This is a genomic window from Blautia sp. SC05B48 (assembly GCF_005848555.1).
Classification (GTDB): Bacteria; Bacillota; Clostridia; order Lachnospirales; family Lachnospiraceae; genus Blautia_A.
The window spans coordinates 2,204,904-2,221,899 of record NZ_CP040518.1 but is presented as its reverse complement, the minus strand read 5'-3'; the positions used below and the strand labels follow the sequence as shown (position 1 = coordinate 2,221,899).

At 45.5% G+C, this 16,996-nt stretch carries 14 protein-coding genes and 1 riboswitch; all 14 genes read right to left on the bottom strand.

Translation table 11 applies throughout. From position 1 onward, the window contains the following. Nucleotides 1-71 precede the first annotated feature (71 nt). On the bottom strand, nt 72-359 hold the full coding sequence (locus EYS05_RS10180; RefSeq protein WP_173752691.1) for a cysteine-rich small domain-containing protein: 288 nt from the start codon (nt 357-359) through the stop codon (nt 72-74). Between the two features lie 277 nt (nt 360-636). Beyond that, nucleotides 637-825, bottom strand: a riboswitch (cobalamin riboswitch). 202 nt (nt 826-1,027) lie between these two features. Further along, complete coding sequence (locus EYS05_RS10175) at nt 1,028-2,470, bottom strand: C40 family peptidase (RefSeq protein ID WP_138277115.1); 1,443 nt, start codon at nt 2,468-2,470, stop codon at nt 1,028-1,030. 282 nt (nt 2,471-2,752) lie between these two features. After that, nucleotides 2,753-4,243, bottom strand: coding sequence for an N-acetylmuramoyl-L-alanine amidase family protein (locus tag EYS05_RS10170; RefSeq protein WP_138277114.1), 1,491 nt, complete (start codon nt 4,241-4,243; stop codon nt 2,753-2,755). 284 nt (nt 4,244-4,527) lie between these two features. Further along, nucleotides 4,528-5,514: a diaminopimelate dehydrogenase gene (locus EYS05_RS10165; protein ID WP_138277113.1), complete on the bottom strand. Its 987-nt coding sequence runs from the start codon at nt 5,512-5,514 to the stop codon at nt 4,528-4,530. A gap of 193 nt (nt 5,515-5,707) precedes the next feature. After that, on the bottom strand, nt 5,708-6,355 hold the full coding sequence (locus tag EYS05_RS10160) for a J domain-containing protein (RefSeq protein ID WP_110104066.1): 648 nt from the start codon (nt 6,353-6,355) through the stop codon (nt 5,708-5,710). Continuing rightward, the gene (locus EYS05_RS10155; protein ID WP_138277112.1) at nt 6,349-7,197 is read right to left on the bottom strand and encodes a DUF5685 family protein; all 849 of its coding nucleotides are present in this window, start codon (nt 7,195-7,197) and stop codon (nt 6,349-6,351) included. The genes EYS05_RS10160 and EYS05_RS10155 overlap by 7 nt, the downstream gene beginning before the upstream one ends. 1 nt (nt 7,198) lies before the next feature. Beyond that, complete coding sequence (locus tag EYS05_RS10150) at nt 7,199-7,612, bottom strand: hypothetical protein (protein ID WP_118623580.1); 414 nt, start codon at nt 7,610-7,612, stop codon at nt 7,199-7,201. 74 nt (nt 7,613-7,686) lie between these two features. Continuing rightward, nucleotides 7,687-8,889 carry a class I SAM-dependent rRNA methyltransferase gene (locus EYS05_RS10145; RefSeq protein WP_015525970.1) on the bottom strand — a complete coding sequence of 401 codons (1,203 nt, stop codon included), beginning with the start codon at nt 8,887-8,889 and terminating at the stop codon, nt 7,687-7,689. A 231-nt stretch (nt 8,890-9,120) separates the two neighbouring features. Further along, complete coding sequence (locus tag EYS05_RS10140; protein WP_138277111.1) at nt 9,121-10,854, bottom strand: DUF1002 domain-containing protein; 1,734 nt, start codon at nt 10,852-10,854, stop codon at nt 9,121-9,123. Between the two features lie 246 nt (nt 10,855-11,100). Next, nucleotides 11,101-12,204, bottom strand: coding sequence for an ABC transporter ATP-binding protein (locus EYS05_RS10135; RefSeq protein ID WP_118623576.1), 1,104 nt, complete (start codon nt 12,202-12,204; stop codon nt 11,101-11,103). Nucleotides 12,205-12,207: 3 nt separating this feature from the next. After that, complete coding sequence (locus EYS05_RS10130) at nt 12,208-13,227, bottom strand: FecCD family ABC transporter permease (RefSeq protein WP_138277110.1); 1,020 nt, start codon at nt 13,225-13,227, stop codon at nt 12,208-12,210. Nucleotides 13,228-13,324: 97 nt separating this feature from the next. Beyond that, a complete protein-coding gene (locus EYS05_RS10125) occupies nt 13,325-14,470 on the bottom strand; it encodes an ABC transporter substrate-binding protein (RefSeq protein WP_138277109.1) in 1,146 nt (381 codons plus the stop codon). Then, a complete protein-coding gene (locus EYS05_RS10120; protein ID WP_138277108.1) occupies nt 14,467-15,468 on the bottom strand; it encodes a hypothetical protein in 1,002 nt (333 codons plus the stop codon). Before EYS05_RS10120 ends, EYS05_RS10125 begins: the two co-directional genes overlap by 4 nt. Nucleotides 15,469-15,589: 121 nt before the next feature. Beyond that, nucleotides 15,590-16,882: a sirohydrochlorin cobaltochelatase gene (locus EYS05_RS10115; RefSeq protein ID WP_138277107.1), complete on the bottom strand. Its 1,293-nt coding sequence runs from the start codon at nt 16,880-16,882 to the stop codon at nt 15,590-15,592. Nucleotides 16,883-16,996 lie beyond the last annotated feature (114 nt).

The following is a 16,996-nucleotide window of genomic DNA, read 5'->3' as shown; positions in this document are numbered from 1 at the left end:
CACCCCAAAACAAAACAGGCCAGTTCAAACACAGGAATATGCATTTTCCTGTACCTGAACTGACCTGTTTTTTATTTTTCCCGCTGCTTCCGTACAATTTCCGCAAGCTCGCTATATTTACCTGTAACATATCCGAAGTTCTCTCTTCTGTGAGGAAGCTTGCATTCGGTGCAGTCTTTGATGCCGCTTTCCGTAAAGCGAAAATTACCACCACATTTATCTCCCAGTGCATATAAAGGACAATAGCAGAACAGACAGTTGAAGTTCTCCGGATCTGCTCCTTTATGGCATGGAAAGTACTCACATTTTTTGTGGCTGAAGTAAGAGTATTCTTTGCCTTCCCAGTATGGCTTCTCCATGGCTCTTTTCTCCTCTCCTGACATAACCACGCATAAATTTTCCTATAAAAAAAGAGGTAGCGATGCCACCCCGGGGTAGAAATATAATCCGTTCATGAGTGCGCGGAGGGAACGAATGTATCCGGAGTAGTATCGCCTGCCATTTAATCATGTATAATTCATATGAACAGGCGCATTCCATAAAAAAATGCCTACTCTCGTAAAAAAGTAGACAACGTCCCAGGGGTGCGGAGTCCCTGAAATGGTTGTTACACTTTACACGGAAGTTTAACCTCGCCATAACAAGCAGGTTTCCTGGCTCCGGGATCATGGCTCCTCTCTCCTTCTCATACATACGTACAATGGACTATGAGATTTGCTCCTCCGTTACAGTGACCGGATCGCTCAGGTTTCACACCTGATTCCCTTTTCTGCGGATCTCTGATAATCAATACATAACTGTCAGCCATCCTCAGCACTTGCTATGTTCAATATGGAATTATACTGACATCATAATAACATCCTGTTAATTATATGTCAATACTATTTTCAATATTTATATATTTATGAGCATGTTTTATTGCTGTTCACTCCGTTCCATAGGTTTTCAGTGTTTTTTCCGACGTCAAAAACAGCCCGACAAACTGCTGTCGGGCTGCTGTGTTTTTATTTTCTGTTGTACGTTCTTATTATACAAGACGTCTTACAGATACAATTGTTCTGTATGTAGCATCATTGCTGATCTTGATCCCGTCCTGAGAGTTCGATGCATGAACGATCTGGCCATTACCCATGTAAATAGCCACGTGTCCGCCATAGCAGATCAAATCTCCCGGCTGTGCATCTGCGTAGGATACTTCTGTACCTGCATTCTGCTGCTCATAGGATGTTCTCGGAAGGCTGACTCCGAAGTTCGCATAGACACTCTGTACAAATCCGGAGCAGTCTGCACCATTGGTAAGGCTTGTTCCGCCCCATACGTAAGGATTTCCTACAAACTGTGTGGCATAATTCACAACAGAAGATCCTGAACCGCTGCTGTAAGAAGGACTGTCACTGTCTGAGGATGTGTCCTCTGCACTTTCTTCGGATGCATCTGTGCTGTTATCGTAATCTGCGTCTGCATTATCCTCTGTATTCTCAGTATCCCCGGACGCATCATCCTCGATCACATTGTCTGCATCTTCATCCACATGCTCGGTGTCATCCTCTGCAGTATCCTCATCTGTATTCTCGATCACGTTGCCGTCCTCATCGTACTGTACATCTTCGCTCTCGTCCGCCTCATCCTGCTGTGCTTCCTGCTCTGCCTGGCGTCTTGCTTCCTCTTCTGCCTCAGCCTGTGCTCTCGCTGCTGCTTCAGCCTCGGCCTGACGTCTTGCCTCTTCCTCTGCTGCAATACGCTCAGCCTCTAATCTCTGAAGCTCTGCAGTCTGCTCTGCAAGAAGGTTTGCATAATCTGTAGCCTGCTGCTGTGCGTAGGCGATCTCATTATCATAATCTGCGGATGTGGCACGCTTCTCATCCAGCTGTGCCTGCAGGTTCTGGGACTCTGCTTCATATTCCTGCTTCATCCCCTCCAGCTCTGCCTTCTCCTGTGTGTACTGTGCTTCCAGGTTTGCCACCTGCTGGATCGTATTGGAATATTTTTCAAGGCTCTTACGGTCCTGCTCATAAGTCTTCTGTGTGTACTCTGCTCTTGTAAGAAGGTCAGACAGGTTCTCTGCATTCAGCATCATCTGGAACCATGCATCGTCTCCACCCTTCTCATAGAGATACTGGATACGTTTCTTCATTGCCTCATACTGTTTCTGCTTGGCATTTTTGGCCTTCTCAAGGTTGGTCTGTGTAGATGCAATGTCGGCTTCCTTATTGGAGATATCTCCTTCCAGTGTCTGGATCGAAACCATCACGTTTACAAGATTGGCATCAAGAGTTGAAATCTCGCCTTCAATCTGTGACTTCTGTGAGGAAAGCTCATCCAATCTGGAATAAGTCGCATTCAGCTGTTCGTTGGTCGCATCCATCTCCTGCTGAAGTGCTGCCTCATCTTCTCTTGTTGCGCTTACGCTGACTACCTGTGCTCCGCTGATGATGAGCGCCAGTGTCAGACATAATATCCTTTTCTTCATGACTGTTCACCCTCGCAATCTGATTCTAATTTAATACAGCGGATCTGACCATCCGCTTCGTTGGTTTTTTTGTAATACTTTTGCAATATCTTGTTTCAATCTTTTTATATATTAACACAGTGTTATTTGGATTGCAAGGATTTTCTATTAATTAGTTTAAAACTTTGTAACATTTATTAATGGTTTTGACATCAAAAAGGAGAACCTGTGATATCTCAGGTTCTCCTCGCATGTTTCTTATAGTCATTTATTACATATAAATTTCTTTCCGCATATTTCCGATCAGAAAAGATCTGCAAGGATCTGGTTGGCTGTTTTCTTCAGATATCCGTTGGGATCGGAAAGTGTGCTTCTGTTCCATCTGAAGTATGCACCGTTTCGGATATAATTACCGCTGGATTCATGATAATCATATTTGCTGACTCCAGGATACCTGGACATGTAAGTTTCTGCCAGCTTGATTGCCTGGCTTCCGTAAGTTCCGCTTGGTGTCGGGGTTCCGGAAATCTGTACGCCGGCATTAGGTGTGCAGTGGAGGATCACAACACTCTTATCAGAACACTGTCCGAGAACGATCCAGGTATGTCCGCTGTTGTATCCGATATCTCCCGGATAAAGCTTCCAGTTTGAGCTTGCCAGCTGAGACTGGGAAACGATGGTTCCCATTCCCTTACCGGAATATAAAGATCCAATATCTCCGGAAACAGTAGTATACTGGGGTCCGCCGGATCTGCTCTGCATGATCTGATATACAGACCATCCTACAAAGCCGGAGCAGTCAAGGCCCTTCTGTTCTGTAGCTTCACTGAGATCCATATAATATCTGTAATTATAGGAGCTGGAATTGCTGTCATACCACTGTTTCCATTTTGGACTGATACCCTTTCTGGTCGCATCTGACCAGTTGTGGCCGCCGCCCCATACGTAAAGAGTCTTTCCTACCGGAAGTAATGCATTGGCGAGGAAATTCTTGATGGTCCTGGAGCCTGTAACTGCAGCAGTACCCGGGTTGGTATCCAGGACACCATTGCTGCCGAATGTATACTTCTTGCCATTGATCGTCTTCGTCCCCGTAGCCATGACACCGGTTGACGGATCAAAGTAATATTTATATCCTTTTTTGGAATTTGTGACCCATCCGGTAGCCATCACGCCGCTCTTGCTGTAAAAATAATAGGTATTGCTGCCGATCTTCTTGAAGCCCTTATACATAGCTCCCGTGTTTGGATCAAAATAGCGCTTCTGCTGTTTTTTATTTGTTGCCCAGCCCTTTGCCATAAAGCATTTGCTGGTAAAATATCTGGTCACATTCTTCTTGTCTGTAAGGAATACGCTTCTTGCAGCAACACCACTGCCGCTGTAGAAATAATATTTCTTATTACTGATCGTGGCCCATCTCGTTGTCATATATCCGCTGGTGGGATTAAAATAGCGGGTATTGTTCTCTCTGTCTGTAAGCCAGCCTGTTGCCATATAGCCCTTGACACCGTTAACATTATAAAAATATCGTTTGCCCTTGGAATCCTTAGCCCAGCGCTTCATCTGCACGCCTGTGGATTTATTAAAAAAATATTTCTTCCCGTTCAGTGTAAGCCAGCCTTTTACCTTCTGGCCATTCTGATAATAATAGGATTTTCCTTTTTCGGTCTTAAAGCCGTTCTTGGCCGCAGCTTGTACATCGGTTGCCGTTGTATGTACAGTTGCTCCGGCTGCAAAGAACATCAGAACAAAAAAAAGTCCCCAGAGTTTCCATTTTCTGCTTAATTTTCGCATACATACCTTCCTTTGATAGATAGATCATTGATATTTACTATTTCTTAAGTCCGGCTGATCGTAAACATTACAATTTTGTTACAATTTTACGTCCATATTATATAACATTCTTTACAGTCCGTCAACTCTTTCCTTTTCTTTCAGAAAAAATGTCATTCCGGTATTACCAATGTTGATTTTATGCAGAAAAAATCCCCGAAACATCAGAAATATTCACTGATGCTCCGGGGATATGATCCTTTATGCAGTTTTACTCCTGTCTGTTACAGATCTGTTACAGATCCTTACAGAATTTTTTTGCGAAGCTCTGCTCCGTCAAGGGCACTTAAATATGCAGGTGCAACATCAAATACTGTCTTGCAGCCCTTCTGTCCTTCCTGATTCATACGGTATGCAGCTCTTGCATAGGCAACGATCACAGAAGATGTGAACTCAGGATTGGAATCCAGCTTCAGGCTGTACTCGATCACATGGCTATTCTCATTGTTCCAGCCTGTTTTTCCACTGCGGATCACAAAACCGCCGTGTGGAATACCGCTGTGGTCACGATCCAGCTCTTCCTGAGAAATGAAATGTACCGTTGTATCATACTCGTCAAAGTAATTCGGCATGGTCTTGATCTCTTCCTCGATACGTGCAAGATCAGCACCCTCCTCAGCAACTACGAAGCACTCTCTTGTATGTTTCTGACGTGTGGTAAGCTCCGGATTTTCTCCGTTTCTTACTGCCTCAAGTGCAGCTTCTACCGGAATGGTGTACTGCTTTGCATCCTTTACGCCTTTGATGCGGCGGACTGCATCAGAATGTCCCTGGCTGACACCCTTGCCCCAGAATGTGTAGTCGTTTCCATTTGTAAGGATCGCATTTGCATACATACGGTTCAGAGAAAACATTCCGGGATCCCAGCCTACGGAAATGATTCCTACATGTCCACTCTCTGTTGCTGCCTTGTCAACATTTGCAAAATGCTCCGGGATTTTCTTATGTGTATCAAAGCTGTCCACAACATTGAAATATTTTACATACTCCGGTGTCTGAACAGGAAGATCTGTCGCACTTCCTCCACAGATGATCAGGACATCGATCTCATCTTTCAGCTTCTCTGCGTCTTTTACAGAATAAACCTTTGCGGTCTCTGTAAGGATCTTTACAGTCTCCGGATCACGTCTGGTAAATACTGCAACCAGCTCTGTATCCGGATTATGCTTGATGGCGCACTCCACGCCGCGTCCCAGGTTTCCGTAACCTAAAATACCAATTCTTATACTCATAATGATTTCCTCCTCTTTTTCTCTGCAGTATGTCATTTTCCGGACAGCACTGTGAATTTCTGTCAGAAAAATTCCTCTGCGATCTATATCGCAAAACGGATCTGCCTGATCCGCCTTACAATCATATGGACATGCTGCCTCAGGATATTCCGATTCTCAGTTCCGGGATATCGATGACCGCTTTGTTTCTGCATCAGCAGCAGAAAAAGCCGCCCGGCCAGCACATGAAACAAGCCATGGTCCTACAGCAGGCATCACACATATCTCCTCCTGCGGTCGGCATTCCCCCAAAGGGATCCTGTCGCTGCTGATACCAGCCGCCACCGCCTTCCATTCTCTGGAGCAACATACGGTACTGCATATTATCCGGTTCCTGACGGACTGCCTCACGGATCTGATCCAGAGCTGTTACATTATTTCCCATTCCCATATTTGCCATAGCAGCCAGGTAATACCATTCTCCATTTTTCTGACCAAGAGAATCCAGTACATTCATAGCTTCCTTAAAATGACCGCTCTGCACATAATTGGCGGCCGCCCTTCTGCGCATACTTTCCTCATCCTGATAGGCACTGGAACCGGCATTTCCGTAATTTCCAAAACCACCGTAATTTCCGTAGCCACCATAACCATTCTGGGAACTGCTTCCGTACTCACGCTCTTTCATGATCTGCTCGTAAGCCTGCTGCACTTCTTTGAATTTTTCTTCGGCCTGATCCTTATTCGGGTTATTGATATTGGCATCCGGGTGATACTTTCGGCTCAGCTTCCGGTATGCCTTTTTTATTTCATCATCAGATGCGTTTCTGGGAACTCCCAGCACGCTGTATGGATCTAACATCTTTTCTCTTTCTCCCGTTCTTCCCTGCGCTTCTGTCCGATTGCCGCAAAGCGGCACCAGACGCCGGAATATAAAATATTTCGAAGGATATCTCCGTATCGGATGATCGGCAGCTTTTCAAATTCTCTGCAGCATTCTGCAAGCATCATCATAAGAAGCCGACGTACCTCTTCCTCGAACCCTTCTATCTTATGTTTTTCAAGGAAAGGATTGTAATTTCCGTTTTCTGCATCTTTTTCCACATCATCATAAGCATCCAGGATGTAGATAAATTTTCCGAGATAAAATCCCAGACGGCGCAGGGACGATTCCCAGACATCCTTACGGAAGGCCAGAATCTCTTCCATGATATGTCCGGAACACCCGGCTACACGGTCCACATCGGTTTCCCTCTGTTTTTCCAGGGAAGAAAGCTCCTCCAGTGCGCTTCGGATCCTTTGGATCTTCTCCGGATAATCAGACATATGCATATTTCCGCAATTCTTCAGAATTCTTGCATATGCATAGTGCAGTGGTTTGTGTTCATCCTGCCAGTCATCCATACATTTGTAATAGGTAAGGATCACATTCATATCCGCACAGTACTCAGTTACTGTATTTTTACGTACCGGCTGGGGCTTCAGCGGATGGACCACACACCTGGAAGTTCCCTTCTTCGTTGGCGGTTCATAAAGGGCGCTTAAAAGAAGGACCACAAATGTCATATCATAAGTCAGTGATATCTGCCCCGGTATCCCGTATCTCTCCCGAAGTTCTCTGCAAAGGCCGCAGTAAAAAGAACGGTACACATCAAAATCCTTGAATTTTATTTCCGGTTTATTAACGGTCACATATCCGAACATGTCAGCTCCTTTTTACGAATTTTGTGTGGCATTTCGGACATTCGATCTCGATCTTGCCCTTTCCCTTTGGAATACGTATCTTCTGTCCACAGCCCGGACAGCTGTAGATGTGATGGGTCTTTCTCTGCTTCATCAGATTCTTTTCTTTATTGAAGCGAAAACGGAACTTCGACGTCATCTGAAGGAATTTCTGATTTTCGGCATAACGCTGCTGGATATTTCTGGAAAAAATACGTATATATGCATATACGATCGCTGCGACCCCGAGAATGTCAAGAGTGCTGCCGGCAGTTCTGCTGAATATATTGGCAAACATTGCCAGAATGATCAGAACCAGTGCAGCTCCCATGGTAAACCTGGAAAGATCATCCACTCCATAACGTCCCTGCATAAATTTATTGAATTTGTCTCTCATATGATCTGCTTCTCCTTTTCACTGCCATATGGCACTGCCAAAAAATTTCCGTAAAAAAATCCGGATGGCAGTTCCTAACGGTCATTACATACCTGGAAAATGTAGAATTTCAGATAATAGGATTCGTCAGCTGACCAGAGGATCGGATGATCCGGTGCTTGTGTACGGTACTCTACCTGGCGCAGTCTCTTATGGACATTCTTCGCTGCCTGACCGATGGTCTGTGTAAACAGCTCATATGTCATAAAATGAGAGCAGGAACAGGTTGCCAGAAATCCGCCGTCCTTTACAAGACGCATTGCACGGAGATTGATCTCACGGTATCCCTTGATGGCATTTTTTACAGAGCTTCTGGATTTCGTAAATGCCGGAGGATCCAGTACCACAACATCAAATTTCTCTCCCTTCTCCTCAAGCTCGGGAAGAAGCTCAAAAACATCCTCACAGAGGAATTTCACTGTTCCGTCCAGGCCGTTCAGACTGGCGTTTCGTCTTGCCTGCAGAACTGCAGTTTCCGACGCATCCACACCGAGAACACTCTGTGCCCCTGCAATTCCCGCATTCAGGGCAAAAGAGCCGGTATGTGTAAAGCAGTCCAGAACCTTCGCCCCCTTGCAGAGCTTCTGGATAGCAAGACGGTTATATTTCTGATCCAGGAAAAATCCGGTCTTCTGCCCGTCCCTGATATCTACTTCATATTTCACACCGTTCTCTTCAATCTGAACAAGTGTCGGAAATTCTTCTCCGATAAATCCCTTGGTAAGTTCCATTCCTTCCTGGCGGCGTACCTTTGCATCACTTCGCTCATAGACTCCACGGATCCGGATCCCATCCTCAGCAAGAACTTCCTTCAGTGCATCTATGATCGTTTCTTTAAGACGGTCGATTCCCAGTGCAAGAGACTGTACAACAAGCACATCTGAAAACTTATCCACAACAAGACCCGGAAGAAAGTCTGCTTCTCCGAAGATCACACGGCAGCTTCCGGTATCTACTACCTTCTTACGATACTCCCATGCGTCGCGGACACGTTGTTTCAAAAATTCCGGACTGATCTCTGTACGCTCATCTCTGGTAAGCATACGGACTGTAATCTTGGAATTGGTGTTGATAAATCCTCTTCCCATCGGATATCCGTCAAAGTCCCGGACCAGAACGATATCTCCGTTCACAAAACTTCCCATGATGCTTGCGATCTCATTGTCATATACCCAGAGGCCTCCTGATTTCAGGAATCTGCCTTCGCCTTTTTTTAATGTTACTACTGCCAGGCTCATAAATTCTACCTTTTCCCTTTCTCGTTTCCCTGTCACGGTTTGCGATGTATGAGTCCACAAAACCGATTTACGGTCAATTTTATCACAGAAAAATCCATTTTTCCAGTGCTTACACAAATCCTTGTCGTAAATCACAAAATTTTCATGATATCTTTCCGGCACGACAAAAAATACCGCAGCAGAGGTTGTTTTCTCTGCTGCGGCGTATTCATCTCTTTTTCTGCTGATCTTTTATTCTGCTGCGGATTCCTCGGAAGCGTCCGTGTTCTCGCCGTAAAGACCTGCCAGATATTTCATGGTTTCTTTATAAAGTGTCTGCTTACCTTCCTGGGGAACATCTGCAAGAATAGTAGCTGTCACGTCTGTGGCATCTGTGTCCTCCTGGGAACTGTCAATACCGAACAGCTTCTTCAGCTTCTGATCCATCATATTCAGCTCTGTACTCTGATATTTCTCTGTACCATCTGCCTCATAGGATTCTGTACCATCCTTCAGAATGTCATAATAATCCTTCTCAACAGTTTCTGCCACACTCTTCGCTGTCTGCTCATCCAGTATTACAGTTGCCACTGCCTCTGTATCTTCCGTTGCAGCAAGAAGGGATTCTGCATCGCCCTCATACTCGCCTTTTACAAAGAGGACAAATTTGTCATAATTGTTCTTTGCTTCTTCGCTGAGCACAGAAGTATCGTTTTCTGCACTGTCTGCCTGGTCTGAGCTGTCTGTACTTTCTGAAGATTCTGTATCTTCTGTTGCCTCCGGGATTCCTGTCTCATCGGATGCAGCCTCGTCAGAAGCACTTTCGTCTGTACTGCTCTCGTCGGATGCACTATCATCTGTGCTGTTCTCGTCAGAAGCACTTTCGTCTGTGCTGCTCTCGTCCGATGCACTATCATCTGTACTGCTCTCATCAGAGGTACTTTCGTCTGTGCTGCTCTCGTCCGAGTTTTCCTCATTGCTATAGGTTCCGTCGTCGGTAGCATCCGGAATTCCGGTCTCATTGCTTGTATCCTGAGAATCTGCTCCTGTTTCTTTCTCAAGACCCGGATCCTCTGTGGAGCTCTGGATCACATCGTCCCCAAGAATGCTGTCATTTACATTGTTGACGATATCATCTGAAGAATCTTCATCCACATCTACGGTGTCATCACTGCTCTCTCCATCCAGTGTATCATCAGAGGAAGAGGCCTGGCCTGTGGTATTGGCATCTACCTGCTCCAGTGTTTCCTTCACATCATCATAATTGTAATCCTGCTGTGCAATCTGTCCCAGAAGAGACACGATCCTGTCAATATCGTCCTGGCTTACGGAAATATTGTTCTGCTCAGCCACATTGATGACAATATTCTGGATCTCATCTGCATTCTGTACTCCGTTCTGGATCACATCCATCTTGGACTGGTTTACAACTGTTGTCGCCTCATTTTTACCAACCTTATCTGCAAGTTCACCGGTGGTTACGATCTCCTGGTTGGCAAGCTTCGTCTTGGTCTCATCCAGCTTCTCTCCACTGGCCTTCTCATATGCCATCTGAATACCGGTAAGTGCACCTGTTCCGGATACTTCCATCGGGCAGGCAGCAACTACTTCACAATTCTTCACACCGGATGTGGAAAGTGTGGTTGCGATCATATTACCTGTCACCCAGTTCAGATTTGCTGTGCGGACCTTGATCCCGCCGGACTGTGTAGGCTTCACATAAGCACAGCTCAAAGTTCTGGAACCGATCTGAGACTGTGGCGCGATATTATCCAGGTGTTTATGCTCATCCTCATTTGTAATGGTCATCACCTGCACCTGATCGGAACTTACATTAAAATATTTCATCATTGTCTGCTTCTGAGCATCCGTAAGATCTGCTCCAAGTGTTACTACCTTCGATGCATCTGCAAATACGGGATTTACACTCCCTGCCACAAGGCATGCACTACAGAGCAGAGCTGCGATCATGTTTCTTTTTTTCATTGATCTTCCCTCCATATATTTTTTCGGATTGATTGTATCTGCTTAACTTTTGTGGTGTAAAGCGGACATTCATCTTCGTTACTTACATCTCCACGAATGTGAGCGCTTCACGATCCGTCATTCTTGTTGTATTATAACACAGCTGCAGAAATATTTGTAATTTATATTATATAAAAAAACGCTGCCAGAAATTATATCTCACATTTCTGACAACGTTTTATCGCTTTTCACTTTTTCCCAGCGAACTTATCTGATCCGGTTTAATTTTCCGGTTTCTTTTGCTTTTTTCAGCAATTCCCGATTTTTTTCATTCATGATACCAAAATCCTTCAGCGGACAGTACACTTTTTCACATTTTCCCATGAACTCCAGCGCTTCTTCAAAGGCTGACTCTGAAATGCATTCAAAAGGCTTCTCCGTGATCACTTTTGCAGCCAGTTCTTTTGCCACCTGATAATCTGCATCATTGGTATGGAGAACTCCGGTCACAAAAGGAATCCCCTGGCGCTGCAGTTTCCGGTATACCGGAATCCCACTTCCATTTCCTCCGATCACAAATACCTCCGGTTTTCCGGCCGGAGGTTCCATTTCCACGCAGCCGAATTCTGCATTATAGCTCCCACGGGTGATGCCATAAAGCTTCCGAATATAATCTGAGGTAAAGATTTCCTCCGGTGCACCATATTTCTCAATGTGATCTCCATGAACACAGATCACCTGGTCAGAAATCTTCTGGGCAAGATCCAGCTCATGAAGGGACATGATCACCGTCATCTGTTTTTCCAGTACCATCTTCTTCAAAATGGCAAGAAGCTCCAGCTTATGCCGGATATCCAGGAAGGAGGTCGGCTCATCCAGGATAATGATCTCCGGTTCCTGGCAGATAGCGCGTGCCAGAAGGATACGCTGTCTCTGTCCGTCACTGATGGCTGTAAAATCCCGGTCCTTCAGATCCCAGGCGTGAACCATCTCCATAGCGCTTTTAACTTTTTCCTTGTCCTCTGCGGAAAGTATCCCAAGAGTTCCGGTATAGGGATATCGTCCGGTGGATACCACATCCTCACAGGTCATAAGCTCCGGGCGCATGCGCTCGGTAAGTACTACAGCCAGTTTTTTTGACACTTCCCTGTTGGTCATTCGGCTCATCTGTTCATGTTCCAGATATATCGTTCCGCTGATCAGAGAAAGCTGTCTTGTGATACTCTTCAAAATAGTAGATTTTCCGGCACCGTTGGGACCGATCAGTGTCAGGATCTCTCCTTTATTCAGCTGAATATTGATCTCTTTGATCAGTGGTTTTCCATCATAGCCTACGGTCAGCTGATCTGTATAAAAAAAATATGATTTCATCGTTTATATCCTCTGCTGTCTGCGAATCATGATATAGATAACTACCGGTGCTCCGAAAACTGCCGTCACAGAACTGATGCTCAGCTCCGTCGGTGCAAATACAGTTCTTGCGATCAGATCACAGAACAGGCAGAACACTGCACCGCCCAGAAAACAGGCCGGGATCACAAGCAGCGGTCTGGCAGTCTTCAGGAGACTTTTTGCAATGTGAGGCACAGCGATCCCCACGAAGGAGATTGGCCCTGCAAAAGCAGTCACACAGGCAGAAAGAATACTGGAAAGCAGGATCAGAAGTATCCTGAAAACCTTGATATTAACTCCCATATTCTGCGCGTAAGTCTCCCCCAGCTGATAGGCGCTGATCGGTTTTGACATAAAAAATACGATCACCATAGTAAGAAGTACCACAACGGCCATAGTCTGCACATTTCCCCAGGTCATACCGGAAAAGCTACCCAATGACCAATTGTGAAGATTGACTATGTTGGAATCATCTGCAAAGGTCACCACAAAGTCTGTGATGGCCGAACAGATATAGCCGATCATAACACCACTGATGACCAGCATGGACATGTTGTGGACTTTTTTTGCCACAAGGAGCACAAAGCCCATGGAGATCATTGAGCCCGCAAAAGCAGCCAGGATCATGGCACCGGAATCGATGGACACCGATCTGCTTAAAAAAAAGATCATCAGAAGTGCCACGATCAGCTTGGCACCGGAAGAGATTCCCAGTACAAAGGGTCCCGCGATAGGATTGTTAAAAAAGGTCTGCAGCAAAAATCCGGAAACAGAAAGTGCTCCGCCAAGGATGATAACTGCCAGTATCCTGGGAAGACGGATCTCCCAGACGATATTATAAGAAGTTTCATCTCCCTGATGCCGGAATATGATATTCAGGATCTCCTTCACAGAGAGGTGGATACTTCCGGAATTTACATTCCATATAAATAAAAAGATCAAAAGTACCGCAAGGATCACAAAAGAGATCCCGTATCGGACTGCGCGTTTTCTGTCATTCATTTTTTCTGGTACACTCCTCTTCTGTTTTGTTATCATATCCTTTCGTTTCCTGCTCACAGGTGGAAACCGGCAAAGGAGTTAAAGCGAACACTGGAATTTATTTCAGTTTATGCATATAGGTCAGCTCATCCAGAGAATCATCATCTGTAGTCAGCATGGTGTGGATATCCTCGATCATGGTTCCAAGTCCGGTGGTTTCCTGGAAAAGATTTTTGCCTGTGCACCAGACATTTCCGTTCTTCACTGCCTTGAAATCTGCAAGAAGCTTACTTTTGGAAAGAAGCTCATCAATGGTCTTAAGTTCCCCGTCGATCGTACTGTTGTAGATGACATAGTCTGCATCCTTCGCCTTGGCATAAAACTCTTCCATCTGCATATTCATGGTAGAAAGAGCATTGTCATTTACTCCCGTATCCTCCGGAACATAATTTCCTCCTGCGAGGGAGATCATTTCCGAAACATAGTCGCCGCTTTTTCTTATATTTACCGCACCTACAGAGTTGATATAAAAGAACGCCACGGTCTTGTCTGTTTTATCTGCGGTGAGAACCTTATCCAGCTTGTCCGTCTGCTCTTTGAAAACCTTTTCTGCTACATCTTCTTTTCCCAGAAGAACTGCGTAAAGCTTCATCCACTCGGTCCTTCCAAGAGGATGACTCTCATAGCTGGAACGCTCTACCATTACAGGGATCCCGAACTGCTCCAGCTTCTCCTGTACCTCCGGATTGTGATGGATCATGGTGGATTCAATGGCAAGGTCACAGCCCTCGTTCAGGATCAGCTCGTAATCCGGAGCACTGTACTTGCCGGCATAGATCATCTTTTTCTGTTCCATGGCGTCCTTTGCTTCCTGGATATACCATCCGTCTTCCTTGGTTCCGGAAAGCTTGATGCTGTCAATCCCGTCGATAGCACGGAAAAGATCCATGGCCGAGGTTGCTACCAGATAGATATTGTTTATGGGCTGCTGCAGAACCGCAATGTCAGGATCCAGCCCCTCCGGTGCTTTCTTTCCTTCGGGAACTACAAGAAACTGTCCTTCCTGATCAATGGTGAGCAGCGCATAGCCATCGTTGTAGTAATCCACATTAAATTCCTTTGCGTAGGAAAGATCCATACTGTGGTCAAAGGTAAGGCCTGGAATATCCGCAGGCTTATGTTCTGTCTCTGCTGCCTGCACTGCAAAAGCACACCCCAGGATCAGGGTCAGCGTCAGAAATATGTATGAAATTATTTTTTTCATTTTTCTTCCTTTTTCATACTTGAAGAATCAAAATTCAGAGTATACTCAATCTCGTGAGGCGTACTCATGGCTACAGTATCTGCAGTCACTTCCATTTCTGCATCAAAGACAGTGACCGGGATCTCAAATGTGGAGTTTCCGTCTTTATTCACCGGCTCATATTTTTCGCCGTCCACGATCATATAATCATAATTCGGACTGCTCCAGATGATGGTTGCCGTAGCTTCTTTGTCCTTGATCTCTACTTTGGCCGGAGATTCTACGGATGCTCTTCCTGATCCGCCTGTAAGGGTTACATCAGTCTCATAGGTTCCATCCTCCAGTTTCAGATCCTCCGGCTTTTTCCCTTCGGATTTCTTGTCGTCAGAGGTTTTTCCATCTTTGGACTCATCTGACTTTTCTGCTGTCTTTTTGTCAGAGGCAGCTCCTTTTTTTTCTGTATCGTCCTCTGTTTTTTCAGCAGTATCCTCTGTTTTTACAGGATCCTTTACGCTGACTTTATGGTCGTACCATTTGCCTTTTTCTCCCAGGATCGCCACGTTAAATTCCTCACCAATGGCCGGTACCGGGATATCAAATCCGTAAACCTCCTCTGTATAACCATCGCTGTACTTCACTGTATCTGTGGTCGGCTCAATGATCTCTGCTCCGTCCTTCTGGGCATCCTCGGCAGTTCCCGCAAACAGGTTAACGATCTTCTTGGAAACCAGACTTACGTGGATGGTCATTTTACCATCTTTGACCGTGAGCTCTCCTTTTTTGTCATTGGCCTCATTTACATGAAACATGCTGCTGTCTGTCTCAAACTCTGCTGTATAAACGCCATCTTCCAGGGTATCTGCTTTGGCTGCATCTGTATCCTTTTCTTCGGAAGCTTCTGCTTCCTCACCGGACTCTGTTTTTGTTTCATCTGTTTTTGCCATCGCAGGCACAGAGCCCAGCACCAGGACTGATGCACTTGCCATTGCAAGAATTAAGTTTACATAGCGTTTTTTCATGATAATCTTCTCCCTTCCATAGATACAGCAATCTGCCCGGAAAACAGTCTTCCTGATCTTTCCGGGCAGTTACATTGATTTCTTATAGGTATCTGAACTCACTCAGATATTTTTATATTTATTATTCTGCGGACTCCTCAGCAGAATCAGCCTCTGTATCTGCTGCTGCATCAGAATCTGCGGACTCCTCAGTGCTTCCCAGAGAATCGATGGCTGCCTTTGTATGCTCTACATAAAGCTTCTCAACGGCTTCGATTCTTCCAAGACCCTCGATCTGGCAGTCAACCTTATCGAAGTTTCCGGATGCTACAAACTGGCTCTTCCAGGAATCCTCATCATCACCGGCCATATCGTTATTTGCATGGTCTCCGGCAACAACCATCAGCGGACGAAGAACAACGTTCTTGTATCCTGCTTCTTTTACCTTCTCGATAACCTTGTCGCAGGCTGTATCTTCCGGCTTACCCTCTACAGTACCGATGAATGCGTTCTTCAATCCAAGATTTTCCATCTGTGTCTGCATCTGATCGTATGTAATATTAGCTGTATGGGATGTTCCATGTCCCATGAATACGAATGCTGTGCCAGCCTCAGCTGCTGCATCCATGCTGTCAAATCCGGCCTCTTTGCAAGCCGTATCTGTGATCGCCTGAGCAACGGCTTTCTTGTCATCATTGATCACAGTTGCATCGTCTCCAACCTCACCGAGCATTGGCTCTGCGATAGCTACAGACTCGAATTTATCTTTATAGCCATTGATTGCTTCTGTCATCTCATCGTACTCAGCACCATGCATCAGATGGGTAGGCTGTACAACCAGATTCTTAACACCATTCTCTACTGCACGGTCAAGAGCCTGCTGCATGTTATCGATCACTTCATTATCTCTTGCCTCTACATGGTTGATGATGATCTGTGCTGTAAATGCTCTTCTTACAGACCAGTCCGGATAAGCTTCTGCAAGAGCATCCTCGATTCCCTTGACATCCTCTGCACGGCTGTCATTGAAGGAAGTACCAAAGCTTACAACAAGAAGTTCATTCTCACCGATCTCATCCTGGTTACGCGGATCGTCCTTGGAAGCATCTCCTGTGTCACGTCCGAAATAATCCGGATCTGCATTCTCACCCTCTACCAGCTCTTTCTGAGCATCTGTCAGAGCATCCCATGCTTCTTTGGCTGCCTTGCAGTCCTCATCTGTTGTGTCGTTTCTTTCCTGTACATAGATCTTGTCGATCAGAGCTGCTACATTATCTGCTGCTTCCTGATCTGCATCAGAAGCCTCTGTGGTATCAGCTGCCTCAGCGTTCTCTTCTGTAGCAGAATCCTCTGCTGCCATTGCTGTTGTAGCCGCACCCATAGAGCATGTCATGGAAACTGCGAGCATCAGAGCTAACATTGTTTTTCTTTTCATTTCTCATTGTCCTCTTTTCATGTATTTCCAGAATACTGATATGTACAAAAAAACAGCAGCTCTCTGCGGCCGCCTGCTCACACATGATTCTCTGCGCAATACAAATACATAAAA

Bases quoted from the DNA above. Each gene is read 5' to 3' on its own strand.
- EYS05_RS10180 (WP_173752691.1), bottom strand. From the start codon at position 359: ATGGAGAAGCCATACTGGGAAGGCAAAGAATACTCTTACTTCAGCCAC.
- EYS05_RS10175 (WP_138277115.1), bottom strand. From the start codon at position 2,470: ATGAAGAAAAGGATATTATGTCTGACACTGGCGCTCATCATCAGCGGA.
- EYS05_RS10170 (WP_138277114.1), bottom strand. From the start codon at position 4,243: ATGCGAAAATTAAGCAGAAAATGGAAACTCTGGGGACTTTTTTTTGTT.
- EYS05_RS10165 (WP_138277113.1), bottom strand. From the start codon at position 5,514: ATGAGTATAAGAATTGGTATTTTAGGTTACGGAAACCTGGGACGCGGC.
- EYS05_RS10160 (WP_110104066.1), bottom strand. From the start codon at position 6,355: ATGTTAGATCCATACAGCGTGCTGGGAGTTCCCAGAAACGCATCTGAT.
- EYS05_RS10155 (WP_138277112.1), bottom strand. From the start codon at position 7,197: ATGTTCGGATATGTGACCGTTAATAAACCGGAAATAAAATTCAAGGAT.
- EYS05_RS10150 (WP_118623580.1), bottom strand. From the start codon at position 7,612: ATGAGAGACAAATTCAATAAATTTATGCAGGGACGTTATGGAGTGGAT.
- EYS05_RS10145 (WP_015525970.1), bottom strand. From the start codon at position 8,889: ATGAGCCTGGCAGTAGTAACATTAAAAAAAGGCGAAGGCAGATTCCTG.
- EYS05_RS10140 (WP_138277111.1), bottom strand. From the start codon at position 10,854: ATGAAAAAAAGAAACATGATCGCAGCTCTGCTCTGTAGTGCATGCCTT.
- EYS05_RS10135 (WP_118623576.1), bottom strand. From the start codon at position 12,204: ATGAAATCATATTTTTTTTATACAGATCAGCTGACCGTAGGCTATGAT.
- EYS05_RS10130 (WP_138277110.1), bottom strand. From the start codon at position 13,227: ATGAATGACAGAAAACGCGCAGTCCGATACGGGATCTCTTTTGTGATC.
- EYS05_RS10125 (WP_138277109.1), bottom strand. From the start codon at position 14,470: ATGAAAAAAATAATTTCATACATATTTCTGACGCTGACCCTGATCCTG.
- EYS05_RS10120 (WP_138277108.1), bottom strand. From the start codon at position 15,468: ATGAAAAAACGCTATGTAAACTTAATTCTTGCAATGGCAAGTGCATCA.
- EYS05_RS10115 (WP_138277107.1), bottom strand. From the start codon at position 16,882: ATGAAAAGAAAAACAATGTTAGCTCTGATGCTCGCAGTTTCCATGACA.